Source organism: Dyella mobilis (assembly GCF_016904945.1).
GTDB lineage: Bacteria > Pseudomonadota > Gammaproteobacteria > Xanthomonadales > Rhodanobacteraceae > Dyella_B > Dyella_B mobilis.
On sequence record NZ_JADIKF010000040.1, the window covers coordinates 126,167 to 142,943 of the forward strand.

At 63.0% G+C, this 16,777-nt stretch carries 14 protein-coding genes; 11 read left to right on the top strand and 3 right to left on the bottom strand.

Going from position 1 to position 16,777, the window contains the following annotated elements; translation table 11 throughout:
• Positions 1-6: 6 nt before the first annotated feature.
• Entirely contained in the window at positions 7-1,620 is a 1,614-nt protein-coding gene (locus ISS99_RS16625) for an alpha-L-fucosidase (protein ID WP_204632754.1), read from the bottom strand.
• Positions 1,621-2,086: 466 nt separating this feature from the next.
• Between ISS99_RS16625 and ISS99_RS16630 the strand changes: the two genes are divergently transcribed.
• From ISS99_RS16630 to ISS99_RS16655, 6 genes are read left to right on the top strand one after another with little or no spacing between them, the layout of a single operon-like run.
• Positions 2,087-3,082: an aldo/keto reductase gene (locus tag ISS99_RS16630; RefSeq protein ID WP_284343794.1), complete on the top strand. Its 996-nt coding sequence runs from the start codon at positions 2,087-2,089 to the stop codon at positions 3,080-3,082.
• Positions 3,079-3,951, top strand: coding sequence for an amidohydrolase family protein (locus ISS99_RS16635; protein ID WP_204632756.1), 873 nt, complete (start codon positions 3,079-3,081; stop codon positions 3,949-3,951). Before ISS99_RS16630 ends, ISS99_RS16635 begins: the two co-directional genes overlap by 4 nt.
• A 49-nt stretch (positions 3,952-4,000) precedes the next feature.
• The gene (locus ISS99_RS16640) at positions 4,001-4,747 is read left to right on the top strand and encodes an SDR family oxidoreductase (RefSeq protein ID WP_204632757.1); all 747 of its coding nucleotides are present in this window, start codon (positions 4,001-4,003) and stop codon (positions 4,745-4,747) included.
• 23 nt (positions 4,748-4,770) lie between these two features.
• The gene (locus ISS99_RS16645; RefSeq protein ID WP_204632758.1) at positions 4,771-5,634 is read left to right on the top strand and encodes a fumarylacetoacetate hydrolase family protein; all 864 of its coding nucleotides are present in this window, start codon (positions 4,771-4,773) and stop codon (positions 5,632-5,634) included.
• Positions 5,631-6,947 carry an L-fuconate dehydratase gene (locus ISS99_RS16650; RefSeq protein ID WP_204632759.1) on the top strand — a complete coding sequence of 439 codons (1,317 nt, stop codon included), beginning with the start codon at positions 5,631-5,633 and terminating at the stop codon, positions 6,945-6,947. The genes ISS99_RS16645 and ISS99_RS16650 overlap by 4 nt, the downstream gene beginning before the upstream one ends.
• The gene (locus tag ISS99_RS16655; RefSeq protein WP_204632760.1) at positions 6,947-8,149 is read left to right on the top strand and encodes an alpha-hydroxy acid oxidase; all 1,203 of its coding nucleotides are present in this window, start codon (positions 6,947-6,949) and stop codon (positions 8,147-8,149) included. The genes ISS99_RS16650 and ISS99_RS16655 overlap by 1 nt, the downstream gene beginning before the upstream one ends.
• Positions 8,150-8,423: 274 nt before the next feature.
• On the opposite strand, the gene ISS99_RS16660 is transcribed toward ISS99_RS16655, so the two are convergent.
• A complete protein-coding gene (locus ISS99_RS16660; protein ID WP_204632761.1) occupies positions 8,424-8,759 on the bottom strand; it encodes an L-rhamnose mutarotase in 336 nt (111 codons plus the stop codon).
• Positions 8,759-10,003, bottom strand: a complete 1,245-nt coding sequence (fucP, locus tag ISS99_RS16665; protein WP_204633940.1) for an L-fucose:H+ symporter permease — start codon at positions 10,001-10,003, stop codon at positions 8,759-8,761. The genes ISS99_RS16660 and fucP overlap by 1 nt, the downstream gene beginning before the upstream one ends.
• A gap of 239 nt (positions 10,004-10,242) precedes the next feature.
• Between fucP and ISS99_RS16670 the strand changes: the two genes are divergently transcribed.
• From ISS99_RS16670 to ISS99_RS16690, 5 genes are all read left to right on the top strand, one after another.
• Entirely contained in the window at positions 10,243-11,019 is a 777-nt protein-coding gene (locus ISS99_RS16670; RefSeq protein WP_204632762.1) for an IclR family transcriptional regulator, read from the top strand.
• Between the two features lie 49 nt (positions 11,020-11,068).
• Entirely contained in the window at positions 11,069-12,433 is a 1,365-nt protein-coding gene (locus ISS99_RS16675; RefSeq protein WP_204632763.1) for an alpha-L-fucosidase, read from the top strand.
• Between the two features lie 346 nt (positions 12,434-12,779).
• On the top strand, positions 12,780-13,937 hold the full coding sequence (locus ISS99_RS16680) for a glycosyltransferase (RefSeq protein WP_204632764.1): 1,158 nt from the start codon (positions 12,780-12,782) through the stop codon (positions 13,935-13,937).
• Entirely contained in the window at positions 13,934-15,859 is a 1,926-nt protein-coding gene (locus ISS99_RS16685; protein ID WP_204632765.1) for a glycosyltransferase family 39 protein, read from the top strand. Before ISS99_RS16680 ends, ISS99_RS16685 begins: the two co-directional genes overlap by 4 nt.
• Positions 15,860-15,898: 39 nt before the next feature.
• Positions 15,899-16,771, top strand: coding sequence for a CHAD domain-containing protein (locus ISS99_RS16690; protein WP_204632766.1), 873 nt, complete (start codon positions 15,899-15,901; stop codon positions 16,769-16,771).
• Positions 16,772-16,777: the final 6 nt, after the last annotated feature.

Genomic DNA, 16,777 nt, shown 5'->3' on the forward strand with positions numbered 1-16,777 from the left:
ATCTCATCAGGGTGCAGATGGGGACAATTCGATGCGATAGACGTAGGCATAGTCGCCTACCGGTTGCGCCGGCAACGAAAGATGCAAACCGTCGGCCTGTTGCTGCCAGTTGATGCGTTGACCGTTGGCGAGCAGGCTTACCGCACGTACGTGATCGCCGGGCTTGATCGAATGGATGATGGCCTTGCCGTCAGCAGGCCAGCCAAGCTCGATGGCGTACAGCACGCCATCCTTGGTGGTGAAGCGAAAATCTTGCGCCGTATAGGGCTTGGTTTTGGTGTCCTGGAACGTTCCGCCCACGACTTCGGTGGGGCCTTCGCCATAAACGCGCCAAGGCCGGGTCGAATAGATCGCATCGCCGTTGGCCTTCAACCACCCGCCCATGGCCAGCAATATCTGCTGCGCCGGTTCGGGAATGGTGCCATCGGCACGCGGGCCGACATTGAGCATCAGGTTGCCGTTTTTGCTGACCACGTCCACCAGCAGGTGGATGAGTTCCTTCGGTGTCTTGTAGGTGTCGTGCTCGACATAACCCCACGAGGCGTTGCTGATCGAGGTGTCGGTCTGCCAATGCGTGGGATGAATGCCGGTGAGCTGACCGCGTTCGACATCCAGTGTGCCGGCGCCCTCGTCGAAGTCGCCGATCTTGTAGTTGACCACCACGCCGCCGCGGCTGGCGCCCTCGTTGTAGTAGTAGGCCAGCATCTTGGGCAGGGTTGTGCGGAAAGCGGGATGACCAATCCACCAGTCGAAGTAAATCAGGTCGGGATGATAGTCATCGATCAATTCGGCCGTGCGCGCCAGCCAATCGTCCAGCCAGGCCTGGGAAACATAGGTCCAGTCGTTGTAGAGATCCTGGTCGTCCTTGGCCAGATGCGCTTCGGCCGGACCGTAAAGACTGGCATAGCGGGGATCGTTGACGTCGGAATCGAACTTCCGCCCACCGTCGAAGAACCAGTCGTGCTCGGCACGGTGCGAGGACACGCCAAAATGCATGCCCTGCGCGCGGATCGCCTTGGACAGCTCGCCGATCACGTCACGATGCGGCCCCATTTTCACGGCCGTCCATTCCGACAACTTGGAGTCGTACATGGCGAAGCCGTCGTGATGCTCGGCCACCGGTACCACGTAGCGCGCGCCAGCCTGGCGGAACAGCTTGGCCCAGGCTTGGGGATCGAAGTGCTCGGCCTTGAACAGCGGAATGAAATCCTTGTAGCCGAACTTCGACTGCGGCCCGTAAGTCGCCACGTGGTGTTTGAATTCCGGCGTGCCCTGCTGATACATCAGGCGCGAGTACCACTCGCTGCCGAAGGCCGGCACCGAATACACGCCCCAATGAATGAAGATGCCGAACTTGGCGTCGTCGTACCACGCCGGCGAACGGTATTGCTGCAATGACACCCAGTCGGGGCGGAACGGCCCCTGGTCCATGCCCGTCGCTACGCGGGCCAGGATCGCCTTGCGCTCCGGTTCGAATTTCGCCGTCGCCTTTTGCCACGCCAGGTCGGCCTGTTCCGGCGACAGCGTGGTGGCGGTCGGTGCCGTCGGCGGCACCGCACCCGCTACGGCAAACAGGGTGCCGACCGTCCAAAGACCGACCGCAATGAAAGCTCGCTTCATGCCTGGTTTCCCTTTTGGGCAACCGCGAGCGGCTGCCTTGAAAAGACCGGTCGCGACCGTCCTGGGGAGGTCTTACGGCCGCGACCGGTGCGAAAAAACGGGTACTGCTCGTCGCGCCAGCGCCTCGTGCGCGCCAAGACAGCGACTTCTCGACCATTTCTCCCAAAAACCGCATGGCCTCCCCGCTCCCTTGAGCGAACAGCGCCCCACGCGGGCATATGTTCATTAGCGAAACATGAATTTATATATGTTTTAGATCGCGCTAATTCGAAATGCAACCCCTTTTTTTCATTCCTGGCACCCAGACACCAAAACACCTGTAAATTTGTAGTTCATATATACACGGATCAGGGAATGCGCGATCATGCTCTGGAGCCATGGCGCCGGCGCTATCCGCCCCGCCGAAAGAAGAAAACCATTACGGGGACGCATGACTTCCGCGACCAGCCAACCGGGATCGAAGCCAGTGGATTCCAAGCAGCCTCACCCTTGGCTGCGCTCGCGGTTGGCTTTTGGCGGCGCGCCGATCGGCAATCTGTATGAATCGGTGGACGAAGACACCGTCGCGCTCGCGCTCTCGTGCGCGTGGCAACGCGGCATCCGCCACTTCGATACCGCGCCCTATTACGGCTACGGCCTCAGCGAAAGCCGACTCGGCGCCACCCTCAGCGAACTGCCACGCGACAGCTACAGCCTCTCGACCAAAGTGGGCCGGCTGATCGAGACGGATGCGCAGCAAACCCGGCATGCCGACGGCTTTATCGTCGACGGCCATCGCGCCCGCTTCGATTACAGTCGCGACGGTGTTCTGCGCTCGGTCGAAGCGAGCCTGCGGCGCCTGCGTACCGACTACGTGGATGTCTTGCTGTTGCACGACATCGGTGCGCTGACGCATGGTGCCCGCCACGCCGAGGCGTTGAAACAGGCCCTGGACGAAGCCCTGCCGGCGATGGAGGCATTGCGCTCGCAAGGCGTGTGCCGCGCCATCGGGCTCGGGGTCAACGAGGAGGCCGTCTGTCTCGACGTGATGCCGAAGTTTTCGCTCGACGCAATCATGCTGGCGGGACGCTACACGCTGTTCGAGCAGCAACACAGCACGTCGGTGATGGCGCAGGCGCAGTTGCGCAACGTCGCCATTCTCGCCGCCGGCCCCTACAACTCCGGCCTGCTTGGCGCCAAGGAAGGGCCGGGACGTTTCTATAATTACGCACCCGCCGACGATGCCGTATTGCAACGCGCGCAGCGCTTTTATGACGCGCTGGCGCGGACGCATACCGATGTCGGCGCGGCGGCACTGCAATTTCCGCTGGCGCATCCTGCGGTGGCGAGCGTGGTCTGCGGCTTGCGCTCCGTCGCCGAAGTGGAAGCGGCCAGCGAGCGCATGCAAGCAAAGATTCCCGCCGGCGCCTGGCGCCATTTGCGCGAGGCCGGACTGCTGCAAGAAGGCACTCCCACGCCATGATCATCATCGACGCGCACCAGCACTATTGGCAGCCGGCGCGCGGCGATTACGGCTGGCTCGCGCAAGCGCCCGAATCCCTGCGCCGTGCGTTCCTGCCAACGGATCTCGGCGCAGAACGGAAAGCAGCCGGCGTCGATTTCAGCGTATTGGTGCAAGCGGCCCCCAGCGAAGCCGAAACGCACTATCTGTTCGAATTGGCGCGGCAGGATGACACCGCCGTGGGCGTGGTCGGCTGGGTGGATATGGAGGCCGATGACGTCGGCCAGCGCATCGATGCCCTGATTCGCGACGGTGGCGGCTTGCTGCGCGGCCTGCGCCCCATGGTGCAGGACCTTGCCGATCCCGACTGGCTATCCCGCACGTCGCTCGATCGCGCTTTCGATCACATCCAGGATCGTGGACTGAGCTTCGACGCACTCGTCGGCATGGCGCATCGGTCGGCGCTCGAACGCCGTTTGCAGCGGCACCCGCATTTGCGCGTGGTCCTCGATCACGCCGGCAAGCCGGCCATCGCGAGCAAGGGTTTCGCCCCATGGGCGGCGTGGATCGACGAGCTGTCGCAACACCCCGTCTTGCATTGCAAGTTGTCCGGCCTGCTGACCTTGCTCGAGCGACCGCTGGACGAAAACGCCATCGAACCCTATGTCGCGCACCTTTTCGCACGCTTCGGCGCCGAACGCCTGATGTGGGGTAGCGACTGGCCGGTGCTTACCACCCACGCCAGCTTCGCCCAATGGCTGGCGCTGGCACTGAAGCTTACCGATCGCTACGCGCCCGGATCGCGAGCGCAGGTCTTTGCCGGCAATGCCGCGCGTTTTTACGCGCTGAGCATCGACGGCACCAGGGCCGCGCCTACACAGGCAGCGTGACGTGAACGACCTTGCCCATCTTTTCAGATCGCTTACCGAGGAGTAACCCATGAGCGAACGCCTATCCGGCAAAAAGGCCTTGATCACCGCGGCGGGCGCCGGCATCGGCCGCGCCACCGCCCTCGCCTTCGCCCATGCAGGCGCGCAGGTGCTGGCTACGGATATCGACGAAGGCGCGCTGGCCAGCCTTGCTGCCGAACACAGCGCGATCGCCACGCAACGGCTGGATGTCACGCGCGCCGACGAGACCGCGGCGCTGGTGAAAGCGGCCGGACCGTTCGACGTGCTGTTCAACTGCGCCGGCTACGTGCATGCAGGCACCATCCTGGACACCGATGATGCCAGCTGGCAGCGCTCGTTCTCGATCAACGTCGATGGCATGTTCCATCTTTGCAAGGCCGTGCTGCCGGGCATGCTCGAGCGCGGCAAGGGCAGCATCATCAACATGTCCTCGGTGGCATCGAGCATCAAGGGCGTGCCGAACCGTTTCGCCTATAGCGTGACCAAGGCAGCGGTGATCGGCCTGACCCGTTCGATCGCCGCCGACTACGTCGCGCGCGGCGTGCGCTGCAATGCCATCTGCCCCGGCACGGTGAAAACGCCTTCGCTGGGCGAACGCGTGCGCGCACTGGGCGGCGACGAAACCGCCCACTGGCAGAGCTTCATTGCGCGTCAGCCGATGGGCCGGCTGGGCGAGCCCGCAGAGATCGCCGCCTTGGCGTTGTATCTCGCCTCCGACGAATCCGCCTTTACCACCGGCACCACCCACGTTGTGGATGGCGGCTGGTCCAACTGAATGATGAGCAGGAGCAAGCAAGCATGAAACTGGTCCGTTACGGCACCGCGGGCAAGGAAAAGCCCGGCATGATCGACCGAGCAGGCGTACTTCGCGATCTTTCTTCCGTCGTTGCCGACATCGACTCGCAAACGCTGGTCAGCGAAGCATTGGCCAAGCTTGCCAAGATCGATCCGCGCCAGTTGCCGCAGGTCGACGGTCACCCTCGCTACGGCACGCCCGTAGCACGCGTAGGCAAGATGATCTGCGTCGGCATGAACTATGCCGAACATGCCGCCGAAACCAATGCGCCGGTACCGCAGATGCCGGTGCTTTTCATGAAGGCCACCAGCGCCATCATGGGGCCGAACGACGACGTGGTCATTCCACAAGGTTCCACCAAGACCGACTGGGAAGTGGAACTCGGCGTGGTGATCGGCGACACGGCGCGCAGCGTCAGCGTGGAAGATGCTCTTTCGCACGTCGCCGGTTATCTGGTGGTGAACGATCTTTCCGAGCGCGATTTCCAGTTCGAGCACGGCGGGCAATGGGTGAAAGGCAAGAGCTGCGACACCTTCGGGCCGCTTGGCCCGTGGCTGGTCACGCGCGACGAAGTGCCTGACCCGCAAAACCTCGGACTGTGGCTGGAAGTGAACGGCCATCGCTACCAGAACGGCCACACGCGCACGATGATTTTCGGCGTGGCCCAGTTGGTCAGCCACATCAGTCGCTACATGACCCTGCAACCCGGCGATGTGATCAGCACCGGTACGCCGGCCGGTGTCGGCCTGGGCCAAAAGCCGCCGATTTACCTGCGCGCCGGCGACGTGATCGAACTGGGTATCGAAGGACTCGGGCAACAACGGCAGACAGTGCATGCGCATCCCGCCGATGGGAACGCCGCATGAGCAAGATCGCGGCACTGGACACTTACGATGTCCGCTTTCCGACTTCGCGCCAGTTGGACGGCTCCGATGCCATGAATCCCGACCCGGACTATTCGGCCGCCTATGTCGTGATGCGCACCGACCAGCCGGGCTTGGCCGGTTACGGCCTGGCCTTCACCATCGGTCGCGGCAACGACGTACAGAAAGCCGCCATCGATACCTTGAACGACCACGTGGCGGGCCTGGACCTGGATGAAGTCATCGACGACCTCGGCGGTTTCGCCAAGCGGTTGGTCGGCGATTCGCAACTGCGCTGGCTGGGCCCTGAAAAGGGCGTGATGCACATGGCGATCGGCGCCGTGATCAACGCCGCATGGGATCTTGCCGCGCGTGTCGCCGGCAAGCCGCTGTGGCGCTTCATCGCCGACATGTCGCCGGAGCAACTGGTCGCCACCATCGACTTCCGTTACCTCACCGACGCACTGACGCCCGACGAAGCGCTCACCATGCTGCACACCGCCGCCCCCACCAAGCTGCGGCGCACCTCGCAACTGCTGGCCGAGGGATACCCCGCCTACACCACCTCGCCCGGTTGGCTCGGCTACAGCGACGAAAAGATGCAGCGCCTTGCCCGCGAAGCGGTCGCCGAAGGCTTTCGCACCATCAAGCTCAAGGTCGGCATGAACGTGGAGGATGACGTGCGCCGCTGCCGGCTCGCGCGTGCAGCGGTCGGCCCGAGCGTGGCCATCGCCGTCGACGCCAACCAGCGCTGGGACGTGCCCGATGCTATCCGCTGGCTGCGTCACCTGAAGGATTTCCAGCTTGCCTGGGTCGAAGAGCCGACCAGCCCCGACGACATTCTCGGCCATGCCGCAATTCGCCGCGCCGTGGCGCCGGTGCCGATTTCGACTGGCGAACACACGCACAACCGCGTCATGTTCAAACAGCTGTTCCAGGCCGGCGCGGTCGATCTGGTGCAGATCGACGCGGCCCGTGTTGGCGGCGTGAACGAAAACCTGGCCATCCTGCTGCTGGCGGCCAAATACGGCGTGCGCGTTTTCCCGCATGCCGGCGGCGTAGGCCTGTGCGAGCTCGTGCAACACCTGGCGATGGCCGATTTCGTCGCGATCAGCGGCAAGAAGGATGATCGCGCGATCGAATTCGTCGACCACCTGCACGAGCATTTCACCGACCCGGTGGTCATTTCCGGCGGCACCTACGTGGCTCCCAGCGCCCCCGGGTTTTCCGCCCAGATGCACCAGGACAGCGTGGAGCGTTATCGTTACCCCGATGGCCCGGTGTGGCGCGAACCGGCCGATACGGCGAAGGCCTGATGACGACTCCCATCACCAACGTTGCCGACCTGCGCAACCTGGCCAAGCGCCGGGTGCCGCGTGCGTTCTTCGAATACGCCGATCGCGGCTCGTACGACGAGTCCACCCTGCGCGCCAACCGCACGGCGTTCGAACGCATCGCCTTGCGGCAGCGGGTGATGTGCAACGTCGACAATCGTTCGCTGGCCAGCAGCATCGTGGGGCAGCCGGTGTCGATGCCGATGGCGATCGCCCCAACCGGCCTTACCGGCATGCAGCGCGGCGGCGGCGAAATCCTCGGCGCACGCGCGGCGGCCAAGGCAGGCATTCCGTTCTGCCTGAGCACCATGTCGATCTGCTCGATCGAGCAAGTGCGCGCGGCGGTGGAAACGCCGTTCTGGTTTCAGGTCTATGTGATGCGCGACCGCGGCTTTACCCGTGAGTTGATCCAGCGCGCAAAAGACGCCCAATGCAGCGCCTTGATGCTGACCGCCGACCTCACCGTGCAAGGCCAGCGCCATCGCGAAATCAAGAACGGCTTGTCGGTACCGCCGCGCCTCACCTTGCGCAACCTGCTGGACATTGCCAGCAAGCCGCGCTGGGCGTGGGGCATGCTGCAGGCACCAAGCCGCTCGTTCGGCAACCTGCAGGGACGCATTGCCAACACCGACAGCCTGACCACGTTGGCGCAGTGGATCGCCAACCAGTTCGATCCCACCCTGGAATGGAAAGACCTGGAATGGATCCGCGAACTGTGGCCCGGCAAGCTGATCATCAAAGGCATTCTCGACCCGCGCGACGCGCGCATCGCCGCCGACCTGGGCGTGGATGCGATCGTGGTATCCAATCACGGCGGCCGCCAGCTTGATGGCGCACCCGCCACCATCGAGGTGCTGCCATCGATCGTGCAGGCGGTGGGAGACCGGTTGGAGGTGTTGTTCGACGGCGGCATCCTCAGCGGCCAGGATCTGCTCAAGGCGCTGGCGAGCGGCGCCCGCGCAGGCCTGATCGGCAAGGCCTTTCTGTATGGCCTGGGCGCCCTTGGCGAGGAAGGTGTGACGCGCACGATCGAATTGATCCGTCGGGAGTTGAGCGTGAGCATGGCGCTGACTGGGCAGACGGATGTGCGCCATTTGTCGACGGACGTGATCTGGCACAAGCCGCACGATGGCGCGCTGAGCATCATCAGCACGCAGTTTGATGGGGTGCCTTGTCGGCGGTGATTTGCGTAGCGCAACTCAACTGTTTTGGTTTTGTGCCTGGGTGTTGGATTTATATCTCTCAAAGCTTGAGAGCCTAAAGGCAAAGAGCTTTCGGCCCTTTCGGCCCGAGTTACTTCTCTTTGGTTACTTTCTCTTGGGCACGCAAGAGAAAGTGACTCGGTCCTTTCAGGACCGAAAGCTCTTCGCTCTTGAGCTCTTAAAACTGAAGACAAAACCATCAACGCGAAGAACCAAACCCGCCTGGTTGCGCCGCGCCAACCCAAGCCCCACTACGCTACTGCTCCGCCAGCGAAAAAATGCGTCTCATGGGCACCCACTTCTGCCCAACCTCCGCCCACGGCAACCGTTGCTGATAACGATCCATCAACGCCTCCCACTCCCGCGTCCTCGCACTTTCCACATCTTCGCGCGACGCATCGTGCCCTTCCGCCATCTGCACCACCATCACCAGGCGGTTGCCCGTGCGGAAAATCTCCATCTCCTCGACACCCGAGGCGCGAATGGAGGCGATGATTTCAGGCCACACCTGCCCCGGCTGATGCCAGCTTTCGTATTCGGCCATTGCGGCAGCATCGTCGCGCAGGTCCAGCGCGTAATAGTGGCGAGACATCAGCGGCCGCGCCGCCACGCGAACAGCAGGATGATGACGAAGCAGCAAGCCGGCACGCTCATCGCCGTGGCCATGGTCGAATGATCCGACACCGCCCCCATCAGGGCGGTCAGCACCGCGCCGCCGATGATGGTCATCACCAGCAGGGCCGAGCCGAGCTTGCGTTCGTCGTCGTTGCGGCCTTCGACACCCAGCGCAAAGACCGTCGGATACATCACCGACATGAAAAAGCTGGATGCCACCAGGGCATAAGCGCCATGGTTTCCAGGATGAAACACGGCAAATAGCGTCAGCACGATATTGACCGCCGCAAACGTCAACAGCAAACGCACCGGTGCGACGTATTTCATCAACGCGGCACCGGCGAAACGCCCGACCATGAAGCACACCAGTCCGGCCGTGAGGAAATTGGCGGCGTCACGAGCGGTGGTGCCCGGCATGGTCGCCTGCACGTAGCGGATGGTGTAGCTCCATACGCCCACCTGCGCGCCTACGTAGAAAAACTGGGCAAACAAAGCGCCGACAAAACGGCGGTCGCGCAGCAATCGTCGCAACACGCCGGCTTCGGTCGCGGTGCCGGCGTGCCTTGCTCCGGCGACGGCAGGGAAACGCGTGAGCAGGATCAGCAGCGCCCATGCGAGCACCACCAGGCCGATGACCAGGTAAGGCCATTGGACCGCGTGCGTTTCGCTCTCGAAAAACGCCGTGCGCTGCATCGCACTCATGGCGGCGATCTGTGCGGAGCTGCGCTCCACGCCGGTAAAGATGAAATGCTGGCCGATCAAAATGCCGGCAATCGAACCCAGCGGATTGAATGCCTGCGCCAGGTTCAGCCGGCGCGTTGCCGTCTCTCTAGGCCCCAGCAAGGTCACGAAGGGATTGGCGGAGGTTTCCAGGAAAGCGAGGCCGCTGGCGATCACGAACAGGGCAACCAGGAACAGGTCGTACGCAGCCAGTGATGCGGCCGGCCAGAACAACAAGGCCCCCGCGCCGTAGAGCGCGAGGCCGAGCACCACCGCGCTCTTGTAGCCGAAGCGGCGCATGAACATGCCGGCGGGCATGGCGACCAGGAAATAACCCAGATAAAACGCACTTTGCACCAGGCCCGCGCCGAAGTCGCTTAGCACGAAGGCTTTTTTGAACTGTGCGATCAACACGTCGTTGAGGTTGTTGGCACCGCCCCAGAGGAAAAACAGGCTGACGATCAGCACCAGCGGCAACCACGGGGTGCGTCGCTCAGCCACGGTGGCGTCCTGGGCGTACGTGGCAGGCTCTTCAGTTACGGATTGCACATTCACCCTCTTTCCCCGATGTCGACCGGCGCGGATACGGGCGTGACGGCGTCGCCCAATTGTGCAAATATGAAACCGTTATTCATGGATACTACAAGTTGCGCCGCAACATAATCGCTGCCTGCCGGGACGCAAGGCCTCTATGCGTGCCGCTACGGTGAGTATCAGCTCATGAAGGGGAACCGCACACCATGCCCACTGCCACGCCCAAATACCGCGCTCCCGCCCTGGACAAAGGCCTGGACATTCTCGAATTGCTGGCCGGCGCCAAGCGGCCGCTGAGCATTGCCGAAATTTCCGAAGGTGTCGGGCGCTCGCGCGGCGAAATCTTCCGCATGTTGCAGGTGCTGGAGGAGCGCGACTACATCGCGCGCGGTGAAGGCGATACCGGCTATTCCGTGACACCGCGACTGTTTCGGCTGGGCATGGAACAACCTCCCGTCAAAGGCATGATCGAAGCGGCCATGCCGATCATGCATCGGCTGGCCGACACCAGCGGCCAGGCCTGCCATCTGGTGGTGCCTTCGGGCGAACAGATCGTGGTGGTGGCGCGCGTGGACCCTCCGGGGGAAGTCGCGCTGGTGGTGCGCCTGGGCCATCGCCGGCCGATGTCGCAGTCGACTTCCGGGCACGTGTTGCTGGCGTTTCAGGATGACCAGGTACGCGAACGCTGGCTGGATCTGATCGCCCGCTACGAGCCTGCGCTGGATCGAAAGGCGCTCACCCAGTTGCTGACGCAATTGCGCGAGCGCGGTTATTCGAGCGAACCCAGCCACGTCGTGGATGCGGTTACCGATCTCTCCGCACCGGTTCTGCAGCACGGCATTGCCGTCTGCGCCTTGACCATTCCGTATATCGAGCAACAGACCGCTACGCAAACCATGGACGACGTCACTGCCGCCCTGCTCCAGGCTACGACGGAGATTTCCGACGCATTGCAGTTCGGCGCGGCCGCTCGCGTACCCTGATTTTTTTATCGGACGCGCTGCGTCCGTCCATCACCGCCAGGCTTTTCACGTGTCCTTTTCCCTACGCGCTCTATGTACCGCCACCCTGCTCGCCACACTGACCAGCGGCGCCGCCCTGGCACAGAATTTCGTGGACGTGAAGCCTTCGCCGCAGCAAGTGCACTGGCAGGATCTGGAATTCGGCGTGATCGTGCACTTCGGCACCAACACCTTCCTCGATCGCGAATGGGGTGACGGCACGGCCGATCCCAAGGTGTTCGATCCCGACCACGTCGATCCGGATCAATGGGCGCGTGCCGCCAAATCCGCCGGTGCGAAATACCTGGTGCTGGTTGCCAAGCATCACGACGGTTTCGCATTGTGGCCGACCGGGCAAACGGATTATTCGGTGAAACAAAGCCCGTGGATGGGCGGCAAAGGCGACCTGGTGCGAATGACCGAAGAAGCCACCCGCAAGGAAGGCATGGGGTTCGGCATCTATCTGTCGCCGTGGGATCGCCACGAACCACGCTACAAAGATCCCGCTGCGTACGACAAATACTATCTGGCGGAAATGGACGAACTCGTCCAGGGCTACGGACCGCTGGTGGAATGGTGGCTCGATGGCGCCGGCAGTGCCGGACACGTCTACGATTTCAAGAAATACGTGGAAGAACTGCGCACCTATCAATCCAATACGATGGTCTTCGCCGATGTCGGCCTGTTCGATTACGGCGACATCCGCTGGGTGGGCGAGGAAGACGGGCACATCCGCGGCGAAAACTGGAACGTGATCGATCGCCACGGCCAGTTGCGCTGGCGCCCGGTGGAAGTCGATACGCCGCTACACAAACTGCAATGGTTCTGGCATCCCAATAGCGACCAGAGCTTGAAGAGCGTCGACGAGCTGGTCGATATCTGGGAAAACAGCGTGGGCCGCGGCGGCCAGTTGATGCTTGGCATTGCACCGAATCGCCATGGCCTGCTGCCCGATGCCGACGTGGCTCGCCTGAAAGCGTTCGGTGAAGCATTGCAGGCACGCTACGGCGTCGACAAAGACCTGGCCCGCAAGCACGTCAACACCCAGGATGCCAACACCAATGCCGCGCTCGACGGCGATCGCGATACCTTCTGGTCGGCTCCGGACGGCTCGCACCACGCGACGCTCGAGGTGGATTTCAACGCACCGGTCACCATCGATCACGCGCTCAGCATGGAATGGCTCAACGAAGGCCAGTGCGTGCAGAAATACGCCATCGAGGCGTGGACGCACGGCGCCTGGACGCCGGTGGCCTCCGCCGAAGCGATCGGCCACCTGAAAATCGATCGCTTTGCCCCGGTCGCCACCGACAAGGTGCGCCTCGACATTCTTTCCAGCACCTGCCCGGCACGCATTCGCGAGTTTCAGCTGTTCCAGGTCGGCGGGAAGTCCTGACCGCCGGCCCTTCGGCGCTCGCTGGCCGGGAAACCGGTCGCGAAGCCCGGTGAGACCGGAGTCCTTCCGCATGTTCTTGCGTCTCAGTGCCCGCCCGCATTGAGGATACTTTGTGAAAAACCGCCAGCCTTCACCCCCGAAGCAAGCACCCAGGTCACAATAAGACGACGCTGCCGCCACGGATGCAGGCAGCCCGCTTGGCCTTTCCCTAGAATGCGGACAAACAATCCGTACTGCCGGCAAGGGTGAAACGGAGCTCAGGGGGCGTGGCGACTTCGCATGGTCAACATTTGGTTGAGCTGCGCGTTTGCCGCAGGGGGATGACTTTTGTCATGGCGGAATGCACGTGTACACAGCACCAGTTTCTGCGGTCAGGGTGGTGGAAACACCACGAGCTGACGATTCGTCCGTCGCCGGGCAATCACTTGCTCCACCGGTTCTTTCCATCGTCATCTGTACGCTGGACGAGCATGAAGCCATCCGTGGCGTATTGAGCGAGCTCGGCGAACATCTGCAAGGCATTTCCCACGAAATCATCGTGGTGGACGATTCTGCCGACGAAAGGACCGGCGATGCCGTCAACGCCTATGCACTGGGCGACCCATGCATCCGCCTGTTGCGCCGATACAACGCCAGCGGCTTGTCTTCGGCCGCCATCGCCGGCTGGGATGTCGCCCGCGGATCCATCCTTGCCATCATGGATGGCGACGGCCAGCACGATCCTTCGCTGATGAAAGCGCTGTTGCAGCAGTTGACCGGATCGGATGCCGACGTCGCGGTCGCCAGTCGCTACCTGGACGATTCGCGCTCAGGGCTCGGCGGCATGCGCCATCGACTGAGCCGCGCCGGCACCTGGCTCACTGACGCCACCCTGGGCGTGCCCATGGCCGATCCCTTGAGTGGTTGCTTCGCCATGACGCGCGAGTGGTATGCGCAGGTGCGCGGCGGATTGTCCGGACTCGGCTTCAAGATCCTCATCGACGTGATCGCCTCCGGCCATCGGCGTCCCAAGACCGCACAAATTCCCACCTTGCTGCGCGCACGCGCGGGCGGAGCCTCCAAACTGGATACGCGGGTCGTGGTCGACTTGATCACCCTGTTGATCGAAAAGCGCACACGCGGCCGCGTCACCGCCAAGGCGATGATGCACGGCATCTCCGTATTTACCGCGCTCGCGGCGCAATGCCTGTCGCTGGGCTTGCTTTTGAAATTTTCCGTGCCGTCGTGGATGGCGGTGTTGCTGGCGGTAGGCCTGGGTCTCGCCACGCGTTGGTGGATCGGCTACCTGATGACTTCGCGGTCGCAGAGACCGCGCACCGCCGGTGCATTCGTGCGGCGATGGCTCGCGTTTTTCGCACATCGCTGGAGCGACGTGCCGCTGAACGCGGGAACGGCGATTATCCTTTGCGCCTGGCATTGTCCATGGCTACTCGCCGCCGTGGCTGGAATGCTATTGTCCGAGATTCGTTACTCGGTGACAGGCAAGGCAGGAGCTCGCGCGTGAATGTATCCCTCCGGGCTCCGGCCCGCTGGCAGGCTTGGGTATTTGGGCTGATTGCGCTGATTACCTGCGGTGCCGCCTTCGTCGGACTGTCGGCCAATGGCCTGTGGATCGATGAACTGTTTACGGTATATGTGATTCACCACAACGGTGGTCTTGCCGAGGTATTTCGTCGCGCACTGACCGACACCCATCCGCCTCTTTATTATTTCTTCCTGTACGGATGGACGCGGCTGACCGGCCTGTCGGATTTTGCGCTGCATCTTCCCAGCGCCGTGTTCGCCGTGCTCGCCGTCGTGGTTTTCGCGACAGGAACGCGGCGCGTGCTCAGCCCCACCGCAATAGCGTTTGCCTGCGCCACCGGTGCCCTGTCCACGTTCTGGTTCAATCAATCGCAAAACGCGCGCAGCTATTCCCTGTGCATGCTGCTTGCCGCAGGCATGCTGTCGCTGGCCATTGCCTTGCGCAGACGTTTGCGCACGCAAGCGGATTTCCCCACTGGACACTGGCTGGCGCTTAGTGTCGTCGGGCTGATCGCCAGCCTTACCCACGCATACCTGTTGCTCGGGCTGGGCATGGTGCTGCTGTTCCTGCTGCTGGGCGCACCGTCCTGGCGCATGCGCATCGCATTGATCGCAACAGGCCTGGTGGTGCTCGCGTTCAACGTCGCGTACTACAAGATGATGCTGCATTCGTCCCAGCAGGATCTGCAGAACCTGTGGTTCACCAACAGTGTGCATTTCTTCCGGCTGGAAACCAGTCACGCGATCGGCGACCTCATCCATGGCCGGATCCAGACCGTCCTCAGCCTGATACTTCTTTTCGGCATCCAACGCAGGCTGGCCGGCGAGCGCTTCTTTGTTTTCGATGAAAACGATACGCGCTGGACAACCCAGCTCGCAGCTTTCGTGCTGGCTGGCGTCATTCTTTGCGGCATTGGCGTGTCGATCGTGGTGGCGCCGTCGTTCTCCGACCGCAACCTGCTCACCTGCGCGCCGTTCGCCTGGTTCCTGATGGGCCGCCTCTACGATGCGGCCGGGCCGCGCGGCGATACGCGCATCAGTGTCGTGCTGGCCCTTGCCGTGATGCTGGTGGTCGGCTCCTACCTCCGGCTGCTGCCTGGACGCCATTTGCAGCACCTCGAAACCTGGCGCCCCTCGGCCCACTATGTGGAGCGCCTGCCTGGATGCGGCAACGTCGAGTTGCCGGTGGTGCTGCCCTATCGCTTCGGCCATGCCGACAACCACTTCCGCACCCTCGCCGAGCGCGATTTCTTCGGTTACTACTTGCCGGCGGATGCCCAGACGAAGGCCTATCTGCCGGCTGAGCTGGCAGGCCGCAAGCCCGTCGACGGATTGCCGCAGTTGCTGGCCGCGCGCGCCGAGCATGCCGAAACCGGCAGCGGTTGCACCCTGCTGACGTGGGGCGTGCACGACCTGGACGAATCGGCCGCACTGAAAATCGCCCTGGATCTGGCCCGCCAGCCCGGCGTTGCGCCGCGCCGCGTGCTGATGCAGGAGTTCAACGCCGATCACCCGTACCACGCAAAATGGGATCCGGGCGCGGACGGCTATGTCTACCTTGCGATACCACGCGCTTCCGGCACGTCACAGGTCGAACCGCCCCCGTCTCCCGCCGTGCAACTGCCGCAGGAAGACGCAGCCACCGTGGGCGACCGCGTCGTGGTGGACTACCTGAGCAGCTACACCGGCACCAGCGGTCCGCCTTACCAGGTGGACCTCTACTCGATTCAGCGCTGGAGCCCTGGCAAGCCGCCCAGGGAGGATTTCCTGGCCGTGCACCGCCTGACCTGCAATCCGCCGACCTCCAAGACCAACTGGGGGGTATGGCCCAATCCGGCATCGCCCGGCTGTACCGAACGCCCATTGCCCACCTCCGCAGGCGACATCGACGGTCAGCTATGATGCGGTGACTTCCAGGCCCACGTCGGGTAGCCCGGGCGTATGAAGAAAACCAAGCGCGGCGGCGGACTGAACATCGGATCGGCGCTGGCGGCGCTGGCGGCCAAGGAAGGTCACGCGCTGGTGCAAGCCCTCGGTATGCACCAGGGCCATCATGGCGGTATCCACGAAACCCGCCGGGCATCCCGCCGCCTGCGCAGCCTGCTTGCCTTCGTTGCCTCTGCACGGGGGCAGCGCGAGGCTGAAGCACTCGACCGGTCGCTCAAAAAACTGACTCGGAGTTTTTCGACATTGCGCGATGCCCACGTGGCGGTACGCACCGCGCGAGTGCTCGCTGGCAGTGATGGAACGGGCCTTACGCCCGCCCTGCTGGAATTGCTCGAGCAACGCTGCGCAAACCTGCTGGATGCCGCACTGGAGCAAGATCCCGGATGGCAACGCCGTAGCGACAAAGCCCAACACATCGTTTCGACGATCAATTCGCTGGACTGGCAGGCAATCAGCCTGGCAAGCGCCAAGCAAAGCTTGAGGCACAACATCGCACGCATGAAGAAGGCCCGTCGCGCCGCGCAGGAACTGCGCACCGATGACGCCTTTCACCGTTTGCGACGGCGCGGTCGCGAAGTTCGCTATCAACTCGAATTCCTGCGCAAGGCGCGGCACGCCGCCGGCTTAAAAAAAAGCTATGCACGGCATTACGCCAAGCGCATCAAGCGGCTTGGGCTGAGTATCGACCGCCTGGGCTGGCGCCAGGATTTTCAGGTGTTCCGGCAAGCGTTGGATCAATTGCCGGCGCACGCCGACGTGCAGACCCTGCGCGAGGCGCTAGCGAAAAAAGCGGTTCCTTCGTCGAGGCAACCGCCCCTCGGAGCCGGCGACGATTCACGCGAAGCGACGCCCTCATCCATGCATTGACGCGCT